The sequence below is a fragment of the Myxococcus sp. CA040A genome (genome assembly GCF_013336725.1).
Lineage (GTDB): Bacteria > Myxococcota > Myxococcia > Myxococcales > Myxococcaceae > Myxococcus > Myxococcus llanfairpwllgwyngyllgogerychwyrndrobwllllantysiliogogogochensis.
The window spans coordinates 814,557-837,784 of sequence record NZ_JABUMR010000001.1 but is presented as its reverse complement, the minus strand read 5'-3'; the positions used below and the strand labels follow the sequence as shown (position 1 = coordinate 837,784).

Annotated in this window: 19 protein-coding genes; 8 read left to right on the top strand and 11 right to left on the bottom strand. The window is 69.3% G+C overall.

Features of this window, described 5'->3' with window-relative positions; translation table 11 throughout:
- Positions 1–160: 160 nt before the first annotated feature.
- Positions 161–1,033, bottom strand: coding sequence for a YfiM family protein (locus HUA75_RS03480; RefSeq protein ID WP_174485515.1), 873 nt, complete (start codon positions 1,031–1,033; stop codon positions 161–163).
- Between the two features lie 71 nt (positions 1,034–1,104).
- Between HUA75_RS03480 and HUA75_RS03475 the strand changes: the two genes are divergently transcribed.
- Entirely contained in the window at positions 1,105–2,256 is a 1,152-nt protein-coding gene (locus HUA75_RS03475; protein ID WP_141648063.1) for an acyltransferase, read from the top strand.
- An 18-nt stretch (positions 2,257–2,274) separates the two neighbouring features.
- On the opposite strand, the gene HUA75_RS03470 is transcribed toward HUA75_RS03475, so the two are convergent.
- A complete protein-coding gene (locus tag HUA75_RS03470; protein ID WP_174485514.1) occupies positions 2,275–2,826 on the bottom strand; it encodes an FxsA family protein in 552 nt (183 codons plus the stop codon).
- 81 nt (positions 2,827–2,907) lie between these two features.
- Entirely contained in the window at positions 2,908–3,447 is a 540-nt protein-coding gene (locus tag HUA75_RS03465) for a hypothetical protein (RefSeq protein WP_141648065.1), read from the bottom strand.
- A 30-nt stretch (positions 3,448–3,477) separates the two neighbouring features.
- On the opposite strand from HUA75_RS03465, the gene HUA75_RS03460 reads away from it, so the two are divergent.
- From HUA75_RS03460 to HUA75_RS03445, 4 genes are all read left to right on the top strand, one after another.
- On the top strand, positions 3,478–4,785 hold the full coding sequence (locus tag HUA75_RS03460; RefSeq protein ID WP_174461468.1) for a class I SAM-dependent rRNA methyltransferase: 1,308 nt from the start codon (positions 3,478–3,480) through the stop codon (positions 4,783–4,785).
- A gap of 51 nt (positions 4,786–4,836) precedes the next feature.
- Positions 4,837–5,334, top strand: a complete 498-nt coding sequence (locus HUA75_RS03455; protein WP_141645486.1) for a YkgJ family cysteine cluster protein — start codon at positions 4,837–4,839, stop codon at positions 5,332–5,334.
- A 239-nt stretch (positions 5,335–5,573) separates the two neighbouring features.
- A complete protein-coding gene (locus tag HUA75_RS03450) occupies positions 5,574–6,692 on the top strand; it encodes a glycerate kinase (protein ID WP_174485513.1) in 1,119 nt (372 codons plus the stop codon).
- Positions 6,693–6,977: 285 nt separating this feature from the next.
- Positions 6,978–7,634 carry a hypothetical protein gene (locus HUA75_RS03445; RefSeq protein WP_174485512.1) on the top strand — a complete coding sequence of 219 codons (657 nt, stop codon included), beginning with the start codon at positions 6,978–6,980 and terminating at the stop codon, positions 7,632–7,634.
- A gap of 24 nt (positions 7,635–7,658) precedes the next feature.
- On the opposite strand, the gene HUA75_RS03440 is transcribed toward HUA75_RS03445, so the two are convergent.
- The 4 genes from HUA75_RS03440 to HUA75_RS03425 all read right to left on the bottom strand — a co-directional run bounded on the left by HUA75_RS03440 (position 7,659) and on the right by HUA75_RS03425 (position 15,506).
- Complete coding sequence (locus HUA75_RS03440) at positions 7,659–10,451, bottom strand: peptidoglycan-binding protein (RefSeq protein ID WP_174485511.1); 2,793 nt, start codon at positions 10,449–10,451, stop codon at positions 7,659–7,661.
- 24 nt (positions 10,452–10,475) lie between these two features.
- Positions 10,476–12,956, bottom strand: a complete 2,481-nt coding sequence (tssI, locus tag HUA75_RS03435) for a type VI secretion system tip protein VgrG (protein WP_141645490.1) — start codon at positions 12,954–12,956, stop codon at positions 10,476–10,478.
- A 107-nt stretch (positions 12,957–13,063) separates the two neighbouring features.
- Complete coding sequence (locus HUA75_RS03430) at positions 13,064–14,035, bottom strand: nicotinamidase (RefSeq protein WP_141645491.1); 972 nt, start codon at positions 14,033–14,035, stop codon at positions 13,064–13,066.
- 25 nt (positions 14,036–14,060) lie between these two features.
- Positions 14,061–15,506: a nicotinate phosphoribosyltransferase gene (locus HUA75_RS03425; RefSeq protein WP_141645492.1), complete on the bottom strand. Its 1,446-nt coding sequence runs from the start codon at positions 15,504–15,506 to the stop codon at positions 14,061–14,063.
- A 746-nt stretch (positions 15,507–16,252) separates the two neighbouring features.
- On the opposite strand from HUA75_RS03425, the gene HUA75_RS03420 reads away from it, so the two are divergent.
- Entirely contained in the window at positions 16,253–17,188 is a 936-nt protein-coding gene (locus tag HUA75_RS03420) for a TonB C-terminal domain-containing protein (protein WP_371746047.1), read from the top strand.
- 6 nt (positions 17,189–17,194) lie between these two features.
- Here HUA75_RS03420 and HUA75_RS03415 read toward each other — a convergent pair whose 3' ends face one another.
- Positions 17,195–17,710 carry a hypothetical protein gene (locus HUA75_RS03415; protein WP_174485510.1) on the bottom strand — a complete coding sequence of 172 codons (516 nt, stop codon included), beginning with the start codon at positions 17,708–17,710 and terminating at the stop codon, positions 17,195–17,197.
- 122 nt (positions 17,711–17,832) lie between these two features.
- Between HUA75_RS03415 and HUA75_RS03410 the strand changes: the two genes are divergently transcribed.
- Positions 17,833–18,903 carry a hypothetical protein gene (locus HUA75_RS03410; protein WP_174485509.1) on the top strand — a complete coding sequence of 357 codons (1,071 nt, stop codon included), beginning with the start codon at positions 17,833–17,835 and terminating at the stop codon, positions 18,901–18,903.
- A gap of 60 nt (positions 18,904–18,963) precedes the next feature.
- On the opposite strand, the gene HUA75_RS03405 is transcribed toward HUA75_RS03410, so the two are convergent.
- Genes HUA75_RS03405 through epmA form a run of 3 tightly spaced genes read right to left on the bottom strand, consistent with a single transcriptional unit; the run spans position 18,964 to position 21,394 of the window.
- Complete coding sequence (locus HUA75_RS03405) at positions 18,964–19,653, bottom strand: inorganic pyrophosphatase (RefSeq protein WP_141645495.1); 690 nt, start codon at positions 19,651–19,653, stop codon at positions 18,964–18,966.
- Entirely contained in the window at positions 19,650–20,393 is a 744-nt protein-coding gene (locus HUA75_RS03400; RefSeq protein ID WP_141645496.1) for a 1-acyl-sn-glycerol-3-phosphate acyltransferase, read from the bottom strand. The genes HUA75_RS03405 and HUA75_RS03400 overlap by 4 nt, the downstream gene beginning before the upstream one ends.
- Entirely contained in the window at positions 20,390–21,394 is a 1,005-nt protein-coding gene (epmA, locus tag HUA75_RS03395; RefSeq protein WP_174485508.1) for an EF-P lysine aminoacylase EpmA, read from the bottom strand. Before epmA ends, HUA75_RS03400 begins: the two co-directional genes overlap by 4 nt.
- A 30-nt stretch (positions 21,395–21,424) precedes the next feature.
- Between epmA and HUA75_RS03390 the strand changes: the two genes are divergently transcribed.
- Positions 21,425–23,200: a chromosome segregation protein SMC gene (locus HUA75_RS03390; RefSeq protein WP_174485507.1), complete on the top strand. Its 1,776-nt coding sequence runs from the start codon at positions 21,425–21,427 to the stop codon at positions 23,198–23,200.
- The last annotated feature ends 28 nt before the right edge of the window (positions 23,201–23,228 follow it).

Below are 23,228 nucleotides of genomic sequence, written 5' to 3'. Positions count from 1 at the left end.
GGCGGCACGCTACCAGTCCACCTCCCGCGTGGCGCCCGCGTCTTGATGACGCACCCCACGCCCTCTTTCAGCGTCCATCAGCCCCGCCGTCAGCGGTCGCCCCCTCGCCGCCTCGCTCCACGGACATGCGGGTCCGGGCTGCGCGGCCGCGGAGGCGCGGCTACCTCCTCCTCTGGACCAGGTCATTCCGCAGCGGCGCATCCGCGCCATGACGCGCGGCGGAAGTGCCCGGCTCCGAAGACGACGAGGAGGATGGATGCGGGATGAACGCGCTGGGGAGACGGACGAGACGCCCGAGGACATCGAGGTGCTCGTCTGTCGCAAGTGCCTGATGCGCGGCGGCGCCAGGTCGAGTGGCATCGAGCTGCCGCGCTGGCTCCAGCGCTCGCTGAGCGAGCGAGGGCTCTCCGACTCCGTCCGGGTCATGCCCACCGGCTGCTTGCGGCAGTGCCCCCGAGGACAGGTCACCGTGCTCGTCACCGGAGGAGGCGCGCGACAAGGCAGTGCCTTGATGACGGTGGAGCCGCTCATGGAGCGCGAGAAGCTGCTGCGACTCATCGAAGCGCGCGCGCGTCCAGACGAAGACCTCCTGTCGACCCGGGCCGACGCCACGTCCTCCGGGGACGAGCACGACGAGCGGAACATCCCGTCGTAGCGTCGCCGCCGCGTCCACACCCGACGGTGGACCGAAGACGAGCCGGTCAACCAGCCACGCCACGCCCAGACCCGTCGCCGTCCCCGCCGCGTCCCACGCCAGGTCCTTGAGCGAGAAGCGCGTCCCACGCCCCAGGTCGTACAGTTCCTTGCCCACGCCGACCCCGAGCGCGAGCCCGGCGCCCGTCCACAAGCGCGCCTCGGGCGGCTCGAAGAGAAGCGCGCCCGCGCCATAACCCACACCCGCCAGGACGAAGCACGCCGCGAAGTGCTTCGGCTTGTCGGAGCCCAGCCAGTCATCTCCTGACGCGGCCCGCGCGGGAGTCGTGGTGGACAACAGCAGCAGCGGGGCAACCAGGCGCTTGGAAAGGGTCCGCATGCCCAGGCATGTAGCACCCCACGGACCGTCCAGGTGGCTCGCCCGGAGGGTGGCAGAGACTGCGTCAAGCCGTGCCTTTTCGAGACGCGGCCCTTGGGTCGTCCTATGCTCCGGGTCGCGTGAAACGACTCGGCCCCTCGTTCACCTTCCAGCAGCAATCGAACCGGCACCCCGGGCTCGACGGGGCGCGCGGGCTAGCGGTCCTCGCCATGGTGCTGGGACATACGCTGGACGCGCTGCTCTCGCCCGAAGCTCGCCTGAATCCCTGGGTGCAGCACTACTGGAGCTTTCGCGGAATCACCGCGCCCCTCTTCCTCCTCGTGAGTGGATGGGCCGTGGTCGCGGCACTGGGAACCAAGCCCAATGCCGCGCGCGACTCGCTCGGTCGTCGCGTCCGTCGGTCGCTGTTGCTGTTGTTCCTCGGCTACGTCCTGCACTGGCCCGGCTGGCCGGCGGTGCATGACATGGGCTGGTCGGACGCGATGCTGTCGCGCGTCTTCGCCTTCGATGCGCTCCAGTGCATCGGCTTCGCGCTGCTCGTGGGCTCCGTGCTCCTCGCGCTCGTGCCCGCGCGAGGAGGCCGTCCGCTCGTCCTGTTCACCCTGGCCGTGGCCGTCCCGCTGGCGAGCGCGACGATGTGGCGGCTGGGCGTGGGGCTGCCCGCGCCGGTCCAACAGTTCCTGGGCAGTGGCGAGGGCAGCCGCTTCCCCTTCTTCCCCTGGGCGGGCTTCTTCTTCGCGGGGGCCTTCGCAGCCTATGCGCTTCATCTGTTGAAGCCGGGCTGGCCCCAGGGCCTGGCGCTGCTGGCGTTGGGCGCGGGGGTGCTCGGACTCACCCAGCTCACGGTGGCCGACTGGGGCCCCGCGAGCGCGTGGATGGTGGCCTACCGCGTGGGCCAGGGGCTCATGGTGCTGGGGGTGGTGAACCTGGCCCCCGTTCGACTCAGCGGGCTGCTGGCGCCCCTGGGCAGGCTGTCACTGTGGCTCTATGTCCTGCACCTGCCGGTGGTGTACGGCTGGGCGGACATCGCGGGACTCGCCAGCCGCGTGGGCCCCACGCTGGGGATTCCCGCCGCGTTGGGCGTGGGACTCGGCCTGCTGCTGGTCTGCGCGGGTGTGGCCCGGCTCGGCCGCTGGCTGACGGACCAGGCCCGCCCCTGGCGCTCGGGCTCCACCACGCTGAAGGCCAATCTCAGCAGCGCCCGGATGAGTCCGCGAGGCTGAGGCCCCGAGCCGCGCGGCTCAGTGTCGCGGCTCGTCCTCGGTGAACTCCGCGTCGACCTCGGACCGCGAAGCCCCGGAGCGCATTCGCGCGGACGGGCTCGCCGCGTCGTCCGTCCACGACTCGGGGAACGGAGCGCGGGGGGAAGGCTCGCCCGGGAATGGCCCCGGAAAGCCCACGCCTCCGAGGGTGGTGACGCGCAGCGAGCCGTCGCGCATGCGTCGCTCCACGGCACGGCGAAGGCGCGCCGTCACGAACCTCCGCACGGGCGGCAAGAGCAGCGACAGGCCCACCACGTCGGTGAGGACACCGGGAATCACCAGCAGCACGCCGCCGAGCATGACCAGCGCGCCGCTGAACAACCCCTCCTCGGGGACCTGCCCCCGGGCCAGGGCGTCTCGCCAGCGGCGCATCACCCTGCCGCCCTCGCGACGGGCGAGCCACGAGCCCACCACACCCGTCAGCAGCACCACGCCGAGCGTCGGAAGGAAACCCACCTCACGGCCAATGACGACCAGGAGGTACAGCTCCACGAAGGGAACGATGAGCGCGAGCAGGAAGTACTTGAACACGCCCACAACCTAACGCCGAGCGCTCCCTCGTGCCGGACAACCCTGCGGGCAAGCAGGCGCCTTCATGCCCGCCCGGAGGACCTAGCGCCCGCCGAGACCCGACAGCATCGAGTCCACGAGCAGGTAGAGGAAGAAGAAGGCGCCAATGGCGATGAGGAAGAACTTCGCGCCCGGCTGGAAGCCCCTCGGCCCTTCCGTCGTCAGCGGCGTGTACGAGGAGGAGGCGCCCATCGTCTCGGACGACATCCCGGAGGCGCCGCCCGCGTAGCGCACCGTGCGCATGTACTGGTCCGCCACCACGCCCTCGTCGGAGGCCACCAGAGAGCGGCCCAATTGGGGGTCCACGAGCCGGGCGCCAGCCTTGGAGGCCAGTTGGGCGGCCTCGGCCACCACCTCGCGCACCAGGTCCGAGCGCTCGGCGAGGGGGATTCGCAGCTCGGTGGCCACCACCCGGCCCCCTTCGCGCAGCACTCCCACCTCCACGTCGCCGTGCTGGAAATGCCAGAGGCGGTTGCCGTCCGGACGGACGGTCACCCGCTTCTGCGAGAGGAGGCCATCCACCCGCGCCGCCTCGTAGGGCATGCCCGGCGTCATCGTCTGTAGGAGCAACTCGTATCTCACGCGGGTTGCGAGTATACGCCGCGAATCGCCATGCCCACCTCATCCAAGCCCCCTTCTGGCCCCCATCGCGGTGGCAGGCCCTCCTCCCCGCCTCACGGTTCGGGCCGTGGCCGCCCCCACCACCGTCCCGAAAAGGTCGCCCCGGACCGGACCTCCCCCGAGATTGGCCCGGACGGGCTGCCCCAGGTCTCCCTGGTGCGCCGGGGCGTGGACCGCTGGCAGGCAGGGCACCCGTGGATTTATCGCGCGGACCTCAACGGTGACCCGGGCCTCGTCGGCGGCGAGGTGGTGCGCGTGGTGGACGGGCGCGGCTGGTTCATCGGCAAGGCGTTCTATTCGCGCCAGTCGAAGATCTCCCTGCGCTGGCTCAGCTTCGACGACGTGGCCGTGGACGACGATTTCTTCCGTCAGCGCCTGTTGGCCGCGCAGGCCCTGCGCACCCGCGCGCTCCCGGGCGAGACGACGTACCGGCTGATGCACGGCGAGGCGGACGGGATTCCGGGCCTCGTGGTGGACCGCTACGGCGACTACCTCAGCGTCCAGTTCCTGGTGCCCGCCGTGGAGCAGCGCAAGGCGCTCATCGCGGACCTGCTGCAGGAGCAGTTCCAGCCCAAAGGCATCGTCAACCGCTCGGACGTGAGCGTGCGTCACCTGGAGGGCCTGACGCCGGAGAAGGGCATGCTGCGCGGCGAGGCGCCCGGCCCCGTCTCCTTCGACGAGGGTTTGGTGCGCGTGCGCGCGGACCTGCTCGAGGGCCAGAAGACGGGCGCGTTCCTGGACCAGCGGGAGAACCACGTCGTCGCCGCGCAGTACGCCCATGGCGAGGCGCTGGACTGCTTCTCGTATGTGGGAGGCTTCGCCCTCCAGCTCGCCACGCGCGCCCAGAGCGTCACGGCGGTGGAGATTTCGGAGCTGGCGGCCGCCCAGCTGCGCGACAACGCCGCCGCCAACAAGCTCTCCAACCTGAACGTCGTGGTGGCCAACGCCTTCGACTTCCTGCGCGACGCCGTGGACGAGGGTCGCAAGTTCGACACCATCGTCCTGGACCCGCCGTCCTTCGCGAAGAACAAGGACGCCATCGCCGCCGCGGTGCGCGGCTACAAGGAAATCAACCTCCGCGCCATGCAGCTGTTGCGGCCCGGCGGCATCCTCATCACCGCGAGCTGCACGTACCACGTGGACGAGCAGGCGTTCGAGGACATGCTCGCCTCCGCCGCCGCGGATGCGCGCCGCCGCATGCAGATCATCGAGCGACGTGGCGCCGGCAAGGACCACCCCGTGCTGCTCAACCTGCGGGAAACCCGCTACCTGAAGTGTTACGTGCTGCGCGCCCTGTGAGGCCCCCCGCATCGACCCGCGCTCCGGTGGCATGAGACAACGGCGCTGACCATGCGGACCCGGGACTGGGATGAAGACGAGGACTCGCGCGCGCCAGGGGGCACTCGCGAGAAGGAGCGCGCACTGAAGGAAGTGCGCACCATCTACCGTCAAGCGGACGCCGCCTACGTCCCCTTCTCGTGTTCCGCCAGCGGCGAGTGCTGCCAGTTGGCCACGACGGGCCGCCAGCCCTGGCTGTGGCTGCCCGAGTGGGAACTCCTGACGAAGGGCCGTCCCCTGCCCCCACCCCGCGCGGACGGCGGGTGCCCCTACCTGGATGCGGCGGGCAAGCGCTGCACCGTGTACGCGGACCGTCCGTTCGGCTGCCGCACGTTCTTCTGCGAGCGCATTCGCGGCCCCGCACGCCAACCCGCGGAGACCGTGGGCGTGCTGCTCGAGCGCCTGGAGCGCGTGTCCCAGAGCCGGGATGCCACGCTGAAAGCGCCGCGTCCCCTGCTCGAATGGCACGCGGAGGCAATCGCCTCGGCGGCGTCGCGACAGACACCCTGACGGGTCTGTCTGTACCGCGCCCGCACCCGGTCTGCGATGAATCCGGCTCTTGGAGTCAAGGCAACGTTGCAATTCGGGAGTTTTGATAACAGGAGCGCATGTATCAGGGTGAACTCGTCCGCTGACGGGGCAATGATTGCAGCGTCAATCGGATGCGGAGGCGTGGGCTTGCGGAGAAGTCGGATGCAGGGAGCGACAGGTCATCGAAGCCACCCGATGAAAAGTCGGGAGTCGCTGCCGTGATTTCTCCTCGCTGGCTCGTGGCACCGCAGGAGTTCAAGGGCACCCTCACGGCCGCGGAAGCCGCCGAGGCCATGGCCAAGGGCGTGCGGGAAATCTCGCCCGAGGTGGTGCTGGATGTCGCCCCGCTCGCGGATGGTGGCCCTGGCACGGTGGACGCGCTGCTGTCGGGCACGCGGGGCGAGCGCCGCGTGTGCCATGTGCATGGTCCGTTGGGTCAGCAGGTGGAGGCCCACTGGGCCTTGCTGGAGGATGGCCGCACCGCGGTGGTGGAGATGGCGGCGGCGTCCGGGCTGACGCGGATGGAGCCCACTCCGAGCAACGCGCGACGGGCCTCCACGTATGGCACGGGCGAGCTGATGCGCGCCGCGCTGGACGCGGGCTGCGAGCGGCTCATCGTCGGCCTGGGTGGCAGCGCCACAACAGACGGCGGCACGGGCGCGTTGACGGCGTTGGGCTATCGCTTCCTGGACGTGCACGGCAACCCGCTGCCGCCGGGTGGAGGCGCGCTGGCGGCGCTGGCTCGGGTGGATGCGACGGAGCGTCATCCCCGGCTCGGGCAGGTGGAGTTGATGGGTGCCACGGATGTCACGTCGCCGCTGCTCGGGGCGGATGGCGCCGCGCACCTGTTCAGTCCGCAGAAGGGCGCGGACGCGGAGGTGGTCGAGGCGCTGGAAGCGGCGCTGGCGCACTTCGCGCGGGTGGTGGGCGACACGGCGGCGGGTTGGCCCGGTGCGGGCGCCGCTGGCGGCTTCGGTTTCGGACTGACGGCGCTCGCGGGTGCGCGACTGGTGCCCGGGTATGAGTTGGTGTCGCGCGCGCTGGGGCTGGAGCGGCGCGTGTTGCTCGCGGAGGTGGTGCTCACGGGCGAGGGCCGCTTCGACCGGCAGACGTCCCTGGGCAAGGGGCCTGGTGGGCTGGCGCGACTGGCGCGAGAGCACGGCACGCCGGTGGAGCTGTTCGCTGGCTCGGTGCAGCGCGATGAGGGGCTGGAGTTGGACTTGTTCCACACGGTGGTGGACCTGAGCACCCAGGCGCGTCCCGGGGCCTCGGCGGCGGACGTGCTCCGTGAAGCCGTGGCGCGGTGGACGGTGGCGCGACTCAAGTCCGGTCGCTGACAGTCTCGGCCTCGCCCGGGATGTAGGCCGCCGCACAAGGAGACCTGTCCTGTGGCGCAGGGGGCTTGCCCGCGAGGCGCTCGGCAAGGGGATGGGGCGCGCGCGCCTGCACACGCACGGGAGGGAGCGGTACACTTCACGGCCATGCGCCACGTCCTGCTCGCCGCTACCGCAGCATGCCTTGCGTCCGCCTGCACCGAGGGCTCGCTCCGCACCGCCTCGGCGTCCCCCGCGCCCCAGGCTCGAGAAGCAGTTGCTTTGCCCTCCCGTGCGGATTCTCCGGTGATGGGTCAGGGAACTGGCGGCACGGCCCATGCGCCAGGCACGAGTGCATCTCCCTCCACGACGGCGCAGGGCACGGGCGGAAGCTCGAACTCCGGAGTCACGCCGGCCACTGGCACAAAAGGCAACGCGAGCACTGGCAACACCACGGCTCCGGGCACGGGAGGCAACCCAAGCCCCGCGTCCACGACACCGCCCGCGACAGCCCCAGGCGCGGGCAGCCCCGCTCCCACGGCGTCCGCATCGGGTCCCTGCGCACGCGATGAGACCTTCCGCATCACCACGGTGGGCAAGGGCACGCGCCCTGCCCTTCAGGTGGAGCCGGACCCTGGCCATGGAAAGGCCCTGCGCGCGGCGGAAGTGGACCTGGACGGCCGTGGCCAGCAGGACCTCTACGTCGTCTTCCCCACGGACGCCGGGAGCGATGGCGCCACCGTGCAGGCCCTCTACGTCCACTGCAGCGGAGACCGGTACGCCCCCGTCTGGGGCCCCGAGTACACGCTGGAGCTCAAGCCGCTGGACACCCGCACCCAGGGCTGGCGCGACGTGGTGCACCGGGAAAAGGGCGGCACGCTCGATGCGCCCACGACGAAGCGCGTGACGATGCGCTTCCAGGGCGACACCTACCAGGACGCATCCACGGAGACGGAGAAGCCCTGACGGGCGACTCCGCCTCCCGGCGACTCAAGGCACGTCGAAGTTGAACGAGTTGCGCGTCGACAACAGCGTGGTGCCCGCGGGCAGCGCGAGCTGGTAGTTGCGCGGATTCGTCGTCTGCACCGTGCCCCCCAGCCAGCCCGGCCAGTTCGCCACGTTGTCCACCGAGTCATTCACGCTGGAGGCTTCCGCGAGAATGTGGGTGATGAGCGCCGTCTCGTGCGCGTTGGTCCAGAGGTTGGGGGCTTGGGTCCAATTGAGCGTGGGGTTCGCCTGCTTCGCGGCGGTGAAGGCATTGCGCAGCCGCTGCCCCGCGGAGTTCTGCGCCGCGACATGGCCGGGACGGAAGATGTGCCAGCGCAGCAGGATGCCCATGAGCTTCTCGGACGTCGCCACGTCCCCGACGGTCGGAGCACGCGCGTTGGCGCCGGTGCCCACGTTGGCCACACCCGTGCCCCAGGGCGTGTCGCGGATGTCTCGCAGGCGGATGCGGGCCGCGTTCCACATGGCGCGCTGGAATCCTTCGATGGTCCGTCCCGCCATCTGGAAGCGGTAGTACCAGTGATACGTCTTGTAGTAGTTGCCCGCCGATTCCGTCTCGTCCATCCGCGCCCAGGTCGCGTCGTCGCGCTGCTGCGCGGGCCAACCCGAGTACTTCTTGCCACTGCTGCTGTAGAGCGTGGCGCCGTTGCCGGCCCCCGCGTCCCAGTCCTCGTCGATGCGCAGGCCGAAGAACTCGATGGCCTCCTCGAAGGCGGCCTGGTTGCTGGAGCGCAGGTAGGCGAGGAAGCCGCACAGCTCACCCTCGGAGGGCTCGGCGCTGCCGGCGAAGAGGATGCCCAGCGTCCAGTGACACGGCCCCAGTGAGATGAAGGCGTTGTCGTAGGCGTTGAGCGAGTCGAAGTACCCCAGGTTCTCCTGCTCGGCGGCGGCGCGGACCACTTTGTAGGTGGAGCGCTGGGAGGCCGTCATCGAGTTGTAGTTGGCGACGCCCACCAGGTTGGACGGCAGCAACTCCGAGGTCGCCCACGTGTGTCGGGTGGGCATGCTCACCGGCCCGCCGTAGCTGGGATAGGTGGTGTACGTGCCCAGCACGCGCAGGTCGTCCTCGTTCCGGCCGGTGGGCAGCGTGTAGTAGCCGGTGAAGTCGCGCACGTAGATGCGCGGCGCCGTGTTGGCGCAGTCGTCGTGCCGCCAGAGGTTGTCCTGGAAGACCGTGGTGGGGTTGCCGTTCGCCACGTTCATCGCTCGGACGATGACGGGGCAGCGCCAACGATTGGTGAGCCAGTGACGGATGCGCTGCTCGGTGTCGTCGTTGACGATGCCGCTGACCGCGCCCTGGTAGATCTGGGTGTTGGCCACCTGGGACAGCCGCTCCACGTAGTTGGTGCTGGTGTTGGCGGTGTCCTCCTGCGCGACGTTCTCCATCTTCGAGTAGATCTGGAACTCGCGCACGGCCCAGTCGGTGCCCAGTCCGAAGGCGCCGTCCGGAGTGCCACCGATGAGGAAGCCCAACTCGCGCAGGTCACGCTGGAGCCGGAGCACGTGCGTGGGCGCGGTGAGGGCATTGCCCACGGTGCCAGTACCGGGAGCGACCAGGGTGGGAGCGCCGTTGTTGCCCTGGGCGACAGGCTGCACCGCGCCACCCCAGCGGTGCTGGTCGTCACGGTCTCTGCGCTGGAGAACGAAGCCGCCGTAGCGGTGCGTGTCCACGGCAGTGGCGCTCTGCTGTGCGGTGGCGGCGGCAGCCGTGCCACCCGTCGCCACGCCGCCCGTCGCGGTCCCTCCGCCAGTCTGCCCCGTCGCGGCGGTCGTCGTGCCCGAGCCACCCGTGCCAGTACCGCTCTGCGCGGTCGCGCCCGTCGTCGTGCCCGAGCCACCCGTGCCCGTGCCGCTCTGCGCGGTCGCGCCCGTCGTCGTGCCCGAGCCACCCGTGCCCGTGCCGCTCTGCGCGGTCGCGCCCGTCGTCGTGCCCGAGCCACCCGTGCCAGTACCGCTCGCCGAGCCACCCGTGCTCGAACCACCACCTTGCGGACTCGCACTCGCCGAACCCGTCGCAGGGGGCGGAGGTGCTCCCGCTCCCGCCGACGACTCACCACCTGGTGAGCCTCCACCCTCCTCGACTTCCTCCTCGTCATCGTCCGACCCGAAGGACGGCGGCAGGACCTCCGTGCCTCCGTTCTGCTCGTGCCGGTCCGCGAGGCTCTCGAGCGTCTCCTTGCTCAGCTCACCCGTGGGAGTCAGGAGCAGCGCCAACTGGAAGCTGGCCAGCGCCGTGCGGGTGTCCTCCGTCAGCTCGTTGTTGATGGGGCCGTTGTACCAACCCAGGTTCGCCAGTCGCGCCTGCACGCCACTGAGCGCATCCAGCGGGTCCAGGTGGCCCAGCTTCAACTGCCACTCACACGACAGCTCGGGCTCCTCGGAGGTCCAGACCTTGAGCGTGGCCTCCGTCGCTTCCGGTGGCAGCGGCTGGTCCAGGAGCCCCTGGAAGGTGAGCGTCCCCTTCAGCAGCTTCTCGCCCAGCTTCAGCTCGTAGCGCTTGAGCCCCAGCGGCGCGTTCGCCCGTCGCATGCCCAGCCGGATGCGGTCCGGCGGGTCTCCACCCTGCAAGCTGTAGCTGGAGCCCGCGGAGACCTTGAGTCCCGGCAGCTCCGGGATGACCACCTCGTCATCCACCTGGAGGCAGAACGGATTCGTCCGCTTCGCGCGCAGGGGCGCGTTGTCCGGGTGGTCCCAGAGTTCCTGCCACTTGGCGAACCCATACTGCCGAGCAATCTTCGAGAGCCACTCCCCCTGCTTGACCTTGTGCCGTGTGCTCATTGCGAGTTGGGTCCTTCCAGCGAATCAGCCCTGCGGTTTCGGGAACGACAGCACGGACTCACCTTCCGGCAGCTTGTCGAGCTTCGCGCCGCCCTGCCCGTCCAGCGTGCCCTTGCGGACACTGCCATCCGGCAGCTTGAGCTCGAACTCGCGCCCCTCCACGGACCCGCCGCTCCGGCTCTTCATCTTGATTTTCATCGAGCCCGACTCGGCCGGCGGCAGCTTTCCAATCTCCTTGAGGCTGATGGACTCGCTCTTCGCCGAACCCGCCGCCTCCATCTTCACCTTGGCGCCCTTGAACTTCACCTCGGAGCCATCCAGCGTGAGCGTCTTGGCGTAGAGCTTCACGTTGCCGGACTTCTCCACCTGCAACGCCAGGTTCCCGTTGACGATGACGGAGAGCTTGTCGGACTTGAGCGAGTACGTCTTGGCCATCAAGGTCGTCTCCTCCTTGACGGCAATCTGGAACAGGCCCTTCACCTCTTCCTTCAGGTCCTTGCCCACCGTCACCGTGGCGCCGCCCTTCACCTCGGTCTTCCAGTCGGTGCCGACCTTCCGCTCCGTCTTCTCCGCCACCGTCTCGCTGCGGTGACCCATGACGTTCTCGAAGTGCGCGGCACCGACCTGAAGCGACTTCACACCTCCGGTCGCCTCGTTCAAGGCCAGCGCGACGGACACCGCCAGCGCTCCGCCAATCGTGGTGGCCTTCGCCGCGCCCACCATCTCCGATGAAGCCTTGGAGACGTCCACGAAGAGGTTGCCGCCCACCGACATCACCTGGTTGCCGTCGACCGCCTCGTCGTGGCTCCCGAGCGTGGTGCTCTCACGGTCCTTCTCCACCAGCAGCGACTGGTTGCCCTCCACCACCGCCACGTCGTGCTTCTTCACCAGCAACGACTGGAACCCCTCCACCGTGCGCTTGCGGTCCTTCTTCACCAGCAGCGACTCGTACCCACCGACCTGCTGGTCCTTGTTGTTCTCCGTGAGCAGGTCTTCGTCCTTCTGCGCGTGGGTGAAGATCTCCTCCGCGCCCGTCGAATCCTCGACGCGCACCTCGTTGAAGCCGTCGCTGCCCGGGCTCGACGCGCTCTTGCGAGTGCTCTTCGTCTTCTCGTCCGGCAGCGGGTACGGCGCCATGTTGGAGCCGTTGTAGACGGCGCCCGCCACCAGCGGTCGGTCCGGGTCGCCTTCCAGGAAGCGCACCACCACCTCCTGACCGATGCGCGGCAGCCACACGTCGCCCCAGGCCGGACCGCCCCACGGCTGGCCCACGCGCACCCAGCAGGAGGCCTTCTCGTCCCTCTTGCCCTCGCGGTCCCAGTGGAACTGGACCTTCACGCGGCCATGCGCGTCGGTGTGTATCTCCTCGCCGGAGGGCCCCACCACCGTGGCCGTCTGCAGGCCCGCGATGCGCGGCGGCGGCGTCTTGCGGCGCGGCCGGAAGGGCACCGCCTTGGGCAGGAGCTGGAACTGGTTGCGATAGAGCCCCTGGAGCGACTCGCTGCCCCCGGAGACGTCCGGCTGCAGGCCCGAGTGCACCACGTCGGTGACCAGGTACTCGCCCGCGAAGACGTCCTCCTCGGACAGCTCCACCTCCAGCAGGAACCCCGGCGTCAGCCGAGGCGCCACGCTGTCACCCGCGAGCGTCCGGCCTCCCACCGTGGCCTCCTCCACGCGCACGCTCGACGTGGACTTGCCCACGCCCGGTGTCACGTAGCCTGCGGGATAGTCGTAGAGCTCCAGCGCCGTCACGCCCTCCGCGGCCTCCGTCTTTCCGGAGACATCCAGCGCGGGCTTCTCGAAGTCGTAGTCCTTCAGGTGCACGGCGCCCGGACGCAGCCGGTGCACCACTTCCAACGCGGAGAGGTACTCCTCCTCCACCACCGCCTTGCCCAGACTGGGACGCAAGGGCAGTGCCTTGCCCTGCGGCAGCGGCGCGTGCGCGCTCGGCTTGTCGCCCAGCACCAGCGTGTGCCCGTCCTCGGCGTGCTCGAAGAAGTAGAAGATGCCCTCCCACTCCATCAGCCGACTGAGGAAGGCGAAGTCCGTCTCGCGGTACTGCACGCAGTACTCGCGCGGCGCATAGGCGGCGGACAGGGCCGCGCGCACCTCGATGCCGTTCTCCTTCAGCACCGCCTTGAGGATGTCCGGGACGGTCTTCTCCTGGAAGATGCGGCTCTTGTGGGCCTGCGTCAGTCGCCACAACCGCGGCACCACGTGCGCCCGGTAACGCCTGCGCCCCGTCTTCATCCCCAGGGCTTCCACCTCGCGCACCCAGCCGTGAACGTGCCGGGCGGCGAAATCCCGCACGGAGAACGTCACCAGGGCGTCCTGGCCCACGAGCTCCGCCACTTCGAGCGGCTCGGCGTCCACCGTGAAGAAGTCCACACGGAAGTCGTACAGCCGGCTGAGGCCCTCGGAGCCGGAGACACCCGACACGCCCAACCCGTCCGGGCCATGGGGGCCGACCTTCAGCGAGAACGCCGGTGAGCTCTGTCGTGACATGACTCCCCCTTCACCAGCGGCAAGCCATCAACGGCAGGCCGGGGACGGAGGCGGAATTCTACCACACCGAGTGAATCCCGGCGCACGCCCCACGCCGGAAGTCCGGCTCAAACGTCCAGCGGCTCCGTGGTGCGCACCACCCGCATCCCCGCCCGCCGCAGCTCCTCGATGGCCTCGTCCGCCAGTCGTGGGAAGTCCAGCGAGGGCGGAAGCGGCTCCAGCGGCGGCGCGGGCACCGGGCTCATCGCGTCCACCAGGATGTGGACCCGCCCCATCTTCGAGCGGTCCGTCCGCTCGATGTGCTCCCGGAGGTCCCTCAGCGTGGACAGGACGCAGTGCGACTTGGCCTGACCGAAGACGTAGAGGCGATCAAACGTCATCAGCCGCTCGAAGAGGCGCGTATTGAATTCGCCCACACGCTGCCCCTTCACCTCCGTCACCTCGGGCATGAGCACGGAGTAGTTCTCCGTGAGCGGGTGCTCGCCCTTCAGCTCGAAGTGGGTGGCCGTGTCCCGCGCCAGGGCATGGAACACGCTCGCCTCGTAGAACGCCGGCACCAGCGCGTGGCTCAGTCCCCCGAGCAGCGCATGGTACGGCCAGATGGTGAGCACGTAGCGCGCCTGCGCCTCCAGGCGCTCGCAGTACTCCAGGCTCTCTTCCGGAAAGCGCGTGGCCCGCCAGCGGCCGGAGCGGACATCCGCCACGGACACCTGCGTCATCGGCGCGGGGTGCCGTCCCTCCGCGTCCTTCCACCAGGCGGGATGGAAGATTTGAAAGATGCGATGGGTGTCGAGCGAGAACACCAGCTCCGTCACCCGGTTGAGGTGCGAGTAGAGCCAGCGCAGCGTGCGCTGGGTGTCCTCGACGGCGCCGGGGACGAAGAGGCTGGCGCCGGGGGTGCAGAATGCCACCTGCACGTCGATACCGAAGGCGGCGATGCGCACCCGGTCCTCGCGCGCGGGGCGCACGCCGTGCTCGGCGACATAGCGGCGGGCCTCGTCGGCGACCTCGGCGGTGCGCTCCAGGTAGAGCTGACCCGAGCGAGCGTCCTCGTGGAAGCGGGGGATGGGCAGCGACATGCGGTCCTCCAGGGGTGGGCCTGTATCAGCGGCCCTTGGGGAAGTGACGCCGCGTCAGCTCCTCGACGAGCGCCTTCGTGGCGGGAGTCTGGGCAATCTTCGCGGGCTCCGCGCTCGCCTCCAGCGCGCCCACCAGGGACGGCTTCTCCGGCTCGGCCTCCATGAGCGGGAAGTAGCCCTCCGGCACCGGCTCGCCTTCCTGGCCCACGAGGCCAATGGGGCCGGAGCCATGCCGACGGCGGAAGAGGACGGGAGTGCCGGGGATGCTCTGCTTGCCCTCGGCCAGCTCGTTGCCGAACTTCATCACCGGCTGGGGGCCCGTCTGCGACAGCTTGTAGATGGCGGCCACCCTGTCGCGCGTGAAGGGGCAGTCCATGGTGCGCGCGACGATGTGTCCGCCGTAGCCGTAGAACTGCGCGCTCGGATCCCAGCCCACCTGTCGCCGCAACTCCTCGAACTCGCGAGTGGCCTCCGCGTCCAGACCATCCTCGAGGATGTTGACGGGCTTGATGCCCATGTCGCGCGCGCGCGTCACGGCGTAGAGGTACTGGAGCTTCTTGTTGCCGGAGTCGAAGCGGATGGAGTCGCCGGAGCCCGGGTCCTCGCGGATGAGCTGGAAGGCGGCGGGGATGCCCGAGGTGAGCGTGTCGAAGGTGTCCAGCAGGTAGCTGGAGCGCTGGGGGCGGCGCTCGCGCATGGCGCGGAACGCGGCATCATCCGAGCCGTAGCGCTGGATGTGTTCATGCCCCATGGTGCCCACCGGCATCATCCCCAGCGAGCGCGCGCCCTCCACGTTGCTGGTGCGCGTCACGCCCACGTCCTTGCAGGCGCGCAGGGCGATGTCGTGCTGCCCCAGACAGGTCGCCGCGCGCAGGCCCACCTCGAAGATGCGCGCGGGGTCCTCCACCACGTCAACGAGTTCCTGGACGGTGGCGCGCACGCGCTGGGCATACCCGTCCGAGTCCACGGTGATGGGCACGGGCTTGACGCCGACCGCGTCGAGCGTCTCCAGGGCGATGGTCTTCTGCTCCTCGCAGGTGACGCGGGCGAGCGCGCGGGCCAGCACGTCCCGGTCCATCAGGGCCTGGGTGGCGACCTGGATGCGGAAGTTGAGCTGGAGCAGCAGCGGCTCCACCCAGGAGACCAGGGCGGAGGGGCCGGTGAGGGTGAGGATGGGCTCACGCGGGAAGAAGAGCGTGCCGCGCGGAATGGCGCGGATGGAGAGCTTCTCCTTGCGGAGGATGGCGGCCTTGAAGCCCACGCCCATCTCGTAGTCGTAGCGCGCGAGAAAGTCGTAGTCCTCGGGCTTCGGCTCGGGGAGGAGCGAGCGCACGTAGGCGGCCAGGTCCAGGGGCATGACCTGGAGACCGCCCTTGCGGTGTGAGTAATAGAACGTCTCCCGGCGCAACGGCCAGCCGGCCTCCGCCATGCTGAACTTGTAGCCATCCGTCGCGAGCAGCGAGGTCGCCATCCTGGGTGCCTTCCTCCGGTGTTTCTTGAGACTACGCGCGCCATGATGGGTTTCCTACCCTTCTGGCTCGCTTTCCCGGGCGTGCCGTGTCGACTCGATTAAAAGCAGAGTCCATGTCGCCGGCCCCCTCCCGACGCCTGCTCCCCGCGCTCGCGGCCAGTGTGGCCGTGCACGGGCTGCTGTGGCTGGCCGTCGACGGGATGCCTCCAGCCACGCGGCCACCGGCAGCCCTCCCCCGCCCCGCCGCGCTGGAATGGGTGGAGGTGGAGGTGACCTCGTCGGCCGTGGCGAACCCGGCACAGGAGAGCGAGGCACGTCCCCCGAATGCGTCGAGCGCGCACAAGCAGGCGCTCACTGAGCGCCCACGTGGAGACAAGACGCTTCCCCATGCGCCCGACTCCACGCCGCGAGCCGAAGAGAGTGGGCCTCCTCCACCGAGCCACTCGGCGACAGAGATGTCCGCCGCCACGGAACGAGCACGACAGAGCACGCCCCACGCCTCGACCACACCACTGGCCGATACGGCCGCCACCGCCGAGCGTGCACAAGAGAGTGAGCCGAGCAGCCCGCGGACCGATACATCCCCCGCTGATTTCGCTCGAGAGAATGAGCGGAGCAGCCCGCGAACCGACACGTCCGCCGCCGCGCAGCAGGCACCGGAACGCGAGCCCCGCGTGCCGAGCGACGCACTCGCCGATACATCGCCGCCCATGGACCTGGCGAGGGAACACGCGCCACGTGGCTCCGTGAGCGACAACCCCCGCGCCAATCCGCTCCTCGCCAACGATGTTCCGCGGGCGGCGCCCTCTTCCACCGCCCTCACGGATTTCGCGCTCGCACCGGAGAGCATGGCGCGGACCGCGGACTCCACGCGACTCTCGGAGTCCTCCGGCTCGCGACTGCTCCTGGCGGCTCGGACCCAGGCGGCGCCGATGCGACTGAGCGACACCACGGCCGCGCCCGACGTGGGAATCCGTGACGCACGCAAATCCCCCACGCCCCAGGCGCTCGTGGAGGACCTCGTCTCGGAGAGCGTGGGGCGCGGCAAGGTGGACCGAGGGCTCGTGCATCCCTACTTCAGCCAGCTCGGCAAGAAGCTGGTCGCCTTGTGGGACGCGGACCGCTCCGTGAAGGAGCACGGCCTCCAGGGCTACTTCGACATGGGCATGGAGCGCAGTCGCGCCTATGGCCGCGCCTGGAGCGAGCGCGCCGCCAACTACGGCTCCTCGGGCGCGTTCGTCGCGAACAACCAGCCCGTGGATGACAAGCGCCGCCCGACCAGCACGGTGGGAGACCCGGCCCTGCGCATGCGCAGCGAGCTGCGCGAGAAGATGCGCGAAGGCTTCCGCTCCACGCGCCGAGCCCTCATCCGCGTCGTCCAGGACCGCCAGGGACGCCTGCTCGACGTCTTGCTCGTGGAGCCCAGTCACCAGCCTCAAGTGGACCAGGAGGCGGTGAAGGACGTGCGCTCCGCCGCGGAGAAACTCCCACCGCCGCCCGCCGAAGCCGTGGGGAGCCGCGAGCGCATCGTCAGCCTCTGGGAGTTCGAGCTGATCATCTCCATCAGCCCGCCCATCCCCACCTTCACCTTCGAGTTCGACGAGGCGCTCGGCTTCATCGACACGCGCCTGCCCCTGGACAAGCGCATCTACAAGCGCGTGCGCCTCGTCGAGCTTCGCTAGCGCGACCTAAAGGCAGTCCACCAGGCCGTCGTAGAGCGTCGTGCTCGTCCCCGGCAACGTCGCGTAGAGCGGCTCCGGCCCCGCGAGCGCCGTCAGCAGCTTCGCCATCGTCGTTCTACGCGCCAGCGGACTCCTGCAGGCCCATGTCCGCGTCTGCGTGGAGATGACTCCCGTGCGCGAATCGATGTCCTCGGCGCTCCCACCGAACACCCAGAGGCACTGCCCGATGACACCCGTCCGCGTCTCCACCGAACAGCGAAACACGATGGACTCGATGTTCGCGTAGTCCCCCTCACAGAACGTGTCGCCACAGATGTCGTCGAAGTTCTGCCTCAGGTGAGCGCGGAGCTCGAACCACGCCTGGAACTCCGCCTCCGTCTGAAAATAGCTCACCTCATCGACATACGACTTCGCCCGCCGCTCCAGGGGTAACGAGGACACCCCTGCCTGGGGCACCTGCGCCCCAGCGAACGACGACAGCCCCAACATCGACGGCACCACCCACCAAGAACTCATGCGCATCCCGACGGACCTCCCCCTGGAACCACCAGGTCACTCGGGCTTAACGCGCTCTTCACGAAAGACAGTCTTCACAACCCATCCTGGATGACATGGAGTGTCCGCCTCCCGAAAGGCAGGCCCGCATGACGTCGCTCCTCCGTCGTGTTTCCGATGTCCTCGTCCTCACTGTCGTCGCGTTGACCTTCGCGTTGCTGCCCGGCTGCGGTGAGGGCTCTTCGGAAGACGACCCGTTCGGAGAGGCGCGGCGGGCGCTGCTCGATGGCGTGGGCTCCACGGCGGCGCGCGCGGCCCTGACGAAGCGGTGGGCACCCATCCACTACCAGGACGTGGACGTGACGGGCTCGCACTCGCTCAGCGGCAAGTCCGACTTCCTCACCCGCGTGGACTTCGACGGGGATTGGAGCGGGACGAACAACTGGGACAACACCGGCTCGCGCGTGCTCTCCGCGCATGCGTATCAGTCCGTGGTGGAGACGAGCACGCACTGGTACCTGCTCTACACGTTCTTCCACCCGCGAGACTGGTCCGACAGCATCTTCGACACCGAGCACGAGAACGACGGCGAGGGCGTGCTGCTCGTCATCCAGCGCGATGGCAGCGAGTACGGCGCGCTCGTCGGCGCGGTGACGGTGGCGCACAAGGACTTCTTCTCGTTCGTGCCCTCGGGCAGTCCGCTCGGCTCGGGCTCGGAGTCGCTCGACGGCACGCTGTCGCTGGCCTCATTCGAGGGACAACTCCACCCCATCACCGCGCAGGAGGCCAAGGGCCATGGCCTCAAGGCGTGGCCCGCGTACGACATCGTCGGTGACGGCGTGAAGTACTTCCCGTCCCTCTCGCTCGCCGAGCAGCCCTCGTCCGCCACGGACTCCGACGTGCGCTACAAGCTCGTGGACATCTACGGCGCGGAGGGGCTCTGGCCGAGGCGGGAGCTCACCACGCTGTTCTCCTCGTATGGGACGTTCCGGGGAGACACCAGCGGCGGCTGCGGACTCGTCGCGGGCAACTGCGGCTCGAACTCCGCCAACTCGCCCTGGGGCTGGGATGACCAGAACGACGGCCCCATCCTCCGAGGCGAAATCGCGAATGATCCGGCGAAGCTCGCGGCCTACTACTTCAGCCCGGCGTCGCAGTTCTCCACGACGTACACCTTCAACCCGTTCAAGGGCATCGGCACGGACCCGAACCAGCCCTGAGCGGCGAGGCCCGACGACGCGGAGCGGGACTCACTCCCGCTTCCGCGCGTGGCTTCGACTTCAGGACGCGCGAGACTTCCGAGCGGGGCGACGCGTGCGGCTGCGTACCGGCGTCGAGGGAGACTGCCCGTAGACGCGGTCGTAGTCCTTCATGCTGCGGCGGATGACCTCCATCGCCTCCGGCCTGTCGTAGACCTCCGCGATTTCGACGCTGCGCTTTCCCTCACCGGGAATCTGCTTGTAGGTGAGGAAGTAGTGCTTGAGACGGTCCAACAGCGGACGCGGGAGCTGGGCGATGTGCTGCAGCTCTCCGTAGACCAGGTCGGACTCGAGCACCGCGATGATTTTGTCGTCCGCCTCGTTGCCGTCGATCATCCGGAAGCCGCCGATGGGCACCGCGCGCACCAGGAGGTTGCCATTGCTGACGACCTTCTCCGTCAGCACACAGATGTCGATGGGGTCCCCATCGCCCTGGATGTTCTTCACGCCCGTGCGCTCGGCGCAGCGCTTCGCCACCAGCTCGTCGCAGTACGTCTGGGGAATGAAGCCGTACAGCGTCGGGCACTGGCTGCTGAACCGCTGCGGCCGGTCCAGCTTCAAGATGCCTGACTCCTTGTCCAGCTCGTACTTCACCGCGTCCGTGGGGACGATTTCGATATAGGCGGTGACGATTTCAGGAGACTCGTTCCCGGGGGTGATGCCGTGCCAGGGATGAGCCGCGAACGACTTCTGAGGTGCTGACTTCTTCATGTGGGTACGTCTCCCGAGCGCCTGCACGCCTCGGAGTAGAGTTGCGCGACCGCGTCCTCCAGCTCGCCCGTGAGCGCGTCGCGGTCTTCAATCGTCAGGCCCTGCGTGGGGATGGGCTTGCCCACCACCAGCGCCACGCGCTGGCCCCACTGCACCGCCCGTCCTCCCTTGGGAAGGATGAGCCGCGTCCCCGACACCGCCATGGGCACCACCGGCACGCCCGCCTGGATGGCGAGCGTCGCGGCCCCCTTCTTGAACGGCCGCAGCCGTCCGTCCTCGCTGCGAGTGCCCTCGGCGTAGAAGAGCACGCTCACCCGCTCGCGCAGCGCCGTCACCGCCTCCTCCAACCGGGCCCGGTCCTCACTGCCGCCGCTGCGCGCCACGGGGATGTTGCCCGCCCGCCGCAGCGCCGCGCCGAACACCGGAATCTTGAACAGCTCCGCCTTCGCCACGAAGCGCGTGTGCGTCTCCACGTACGCCATGTTCAGCGGCGCGTCGTAGTGCGACTGGTGGTTGCACACGAAGACGACGTGGCCCTCCGTGGGAATGTGCTCCAGCCCCACCGCCTCGTGACGCACACCCGCCGACGCCAGCACGCCCCGCGCCCAGACCCTCAGGGCCTTGTCCGCCTCCCGGTGCGCGCCTCCCACCGACAACGCGGAGATGACCGAGGAGAACACCCCCGTCAGGCCCACTGCTGAAACACCCGCGAACGCCGTCCGGACGATGTCTCGAATCACACGAACTCGTGGGCGGGGAACAGGAGCACGTCCGAGATGCGCTGGACCCCGAGCAGCAGCATCAGGATTCTGTCGAGCCCCACGGCGATTCCCGCCGAGGGCGGCATTCGACCTACTGCGTCAAGGAACCGTTCGTCCAAAGGATACACGGAACGCCCCAGCTTGCGCCTGAGGTCCTGTTCCTCGAGCAACCTCGCCCGCTGCTCGGCTGCGTCCGTCAGCTCGGAAAACCCGTTCGCGAGCTCCAGGCCCTTCGCGTACAGCTCCACCCGCTCCGCCACCGAGGCGTCCCCAGGCTTCAAGCGAGAGAGCGCCGCCATGGACGCCGGGTACTCGATGAGGAACGTGGGCCGCTCGTGGCCCAGCCCGAGTTCCACGCGTTGCAGGAAGAGGTGGAAGAAGACGTCATCGAAGCTCTCCGCGTCGCCCGTCCGCACGCCAGCGGCCTCGGCGGCCCGCTTGAGCGAGGGCCCGTCCGAGTGCACGCGGATGTCCACGCCCGTCGCCTTGAACACGGCGTCGCGCACCGTCAGGCGCTCGTAGGGCGTGCGCGTGAAGAAGGCCGGGTCGGCGCCGGGCTCGCCTTCCGTGGTGGAGCGCCCCGCTTCAGCAAGCGCGCCTTCCAGGTCCGCCATGATGGCGTGGTAGTCCGCCTGGGGCCGGTAGAACTCCAGCATCGTGAATTCCGGATTGTGCGTGGCGGAGACCTCGCCGTTCCGGAACACCTTGCACAGCTGGAAGAGAGGGCCGGCCCCGTCGGCGAGCAGACGCTTCATCGCGTATTCGGGGCTGGTGTGCAGATAGAGGGTGCGCGCGGTGCCGACGTCCGTCTCGGGGATGAAGCCCGCCTCGAAGGCGTTGATGTGCGGCTCCATTCCCGGCGTGGGGATGAGCAACGGCGTCTCCACCTCCAGATACCCCTGGGCGACGAAGAAACGTCGAAGGGCGGAGTAGAGGGCCTGGCGTCCCCGGGCGGCCCGCCATTGAGAAAGGTTGGGCATGGGCCTGGCGGAAGTAACATGAGGCCCGACATGCACCCAAGGATTCCCCTCCTCCTCGCTGTTGCCCTCTGCCTCAGCGCCTGCCCCAAGGGGCCCCCCGCCGACTCCCGGCAGCCTCCCACGGAGGAGCAGCGCCTGACGACGGATGTGCGCGCGCTGGCCTCGCGAGCGGAGACGTTGCTGGAGGCGCAGCACCGGCTCGTCTGGGTGTTCTGGACGGAGGGCCGCCACGTGGACGTCTCCGGGACGTACGCGGGGCAGGAGGACCTCTTCACGCTCGACAACATCCGCAAGGTGGACCGGCTGCGGCAACTCACGCAGGACCCGCGCGAGGTGCGCGCCCTCACCGCGTTGCACTCGCACTTCGCCGGCGAGTACCTGTCGCACGCGCTGGCCGAGTACAACGACGCGTCCGCCAACCTGGAGGCGTCACTCACCTTCACCGTCGACGGCAAGGAGCTGCGCTACCGGGATTTGGAGCGACTGCTCGCCAACGAGCGGAGCGCGGCGCGGCGCAAGGCGCTGTACACGGCGGCGACGCCTCCGCTGGAGCGACTCAACCAGACGCTGCGCCGCAAGGAGGAGCGCGCCGAGGAGCTGGTGAAGGAGCTGGGCTTCCCCTCGTACGAGGCCTTCGGCAGCGAGCTGCGGCAGGCGGACCTGGGCAAGTTGAGCGTGCTGGCGGAGGAAATCCTCCAGGCCACGCAGGCGCCGTACCGGTTGGTGATGGAGCGGCTCGCGCAGCGTGAGCTGGGAGTGCCCTTCAAGGACATCACCCGCGCGGACATCCCCCGGCTGTTCCGCTCGCGCGAGGTGGAGGACGCCTTCCCGAAAGGGGAGTCCCTGCTCAAGGCGCACGGCACATTGTCGGGGATGGGCCTGGACCTGGCCGAGCTGAAGAACGTTCAAATCGACGCGCGGGAGTTGCCGCGCAAGAACACCCGGCCGCTGGCGTTGGCGGTGCGCGTGCCGGACGATGTGCGGCTGTCCTTCAAGCCGGGCTCGGGCGTGTTGCATCAAGCGCGCGTGCTGCATGAGTTCGGGCACGCGCTGCACTCGGCATTCACCAAGGAGACGCGCTTCGAGCTGGCGCGGCTGGGCAACCCCACGGTGGGCGAGGCGTACTCGTCGCTCTTCGAGGACCTGCTGGAGGACCCGGTGTGGCTGGAGGAGCACGCGGGCGTCAGTGGAGACCAGCGCTCGCAGTACCTGGCGACCTCCAGCGCGCACAAGCTGTACCTCATCCGCCACGCCGCGGGCCGGCTCCTGTACCAGTTGGAGCTGCACCGGCGCGTGGAGGTGGACCCGAAGGAGCTGTACCGCCAGGTCATGTCGCGCACCGACGACATCCCGATGACGGATGAGGACACCGCGCGCTACCTGGTGGACCAGGAGGACTTCTTCCAGTCCGCGGACAGCTTCCGCGCGTGGTTCCTCGCGGGCCAGCTCCAGGCGCAGCTCAAGGCGCGCTTCGGTCCCGCGTGGTGGCACGCGCCGCAGTCGGGTGAGTTCCTCAAGGCGCTGTGGGCGAAGGGCAACGGGCTGTCCTCGCGCGAGGTGGCCGAGGCCATTGGCGAGAAGGGCATCGAACCCGACGTGCTGCTGTTGCGCCTGGGCACCACGCTCCAGGTGCCCATCCGGCTGAACCTGGAGGGCGTGGAGGACAGCATCCTCCCCGCGGCGCCCGGCCTGGAGGGCTTCACCCAGCCCGCGCCGCCTCCGGGCCTGGAGGAGTTCACCGCGCCGCAGGGGACGCAGCAGGGCCCCACGCTTCCGCCCAAGGCGGGCACCGGCGACGGCCGCTAGAAACACGAAGGGCCTCCGCCCACATGGG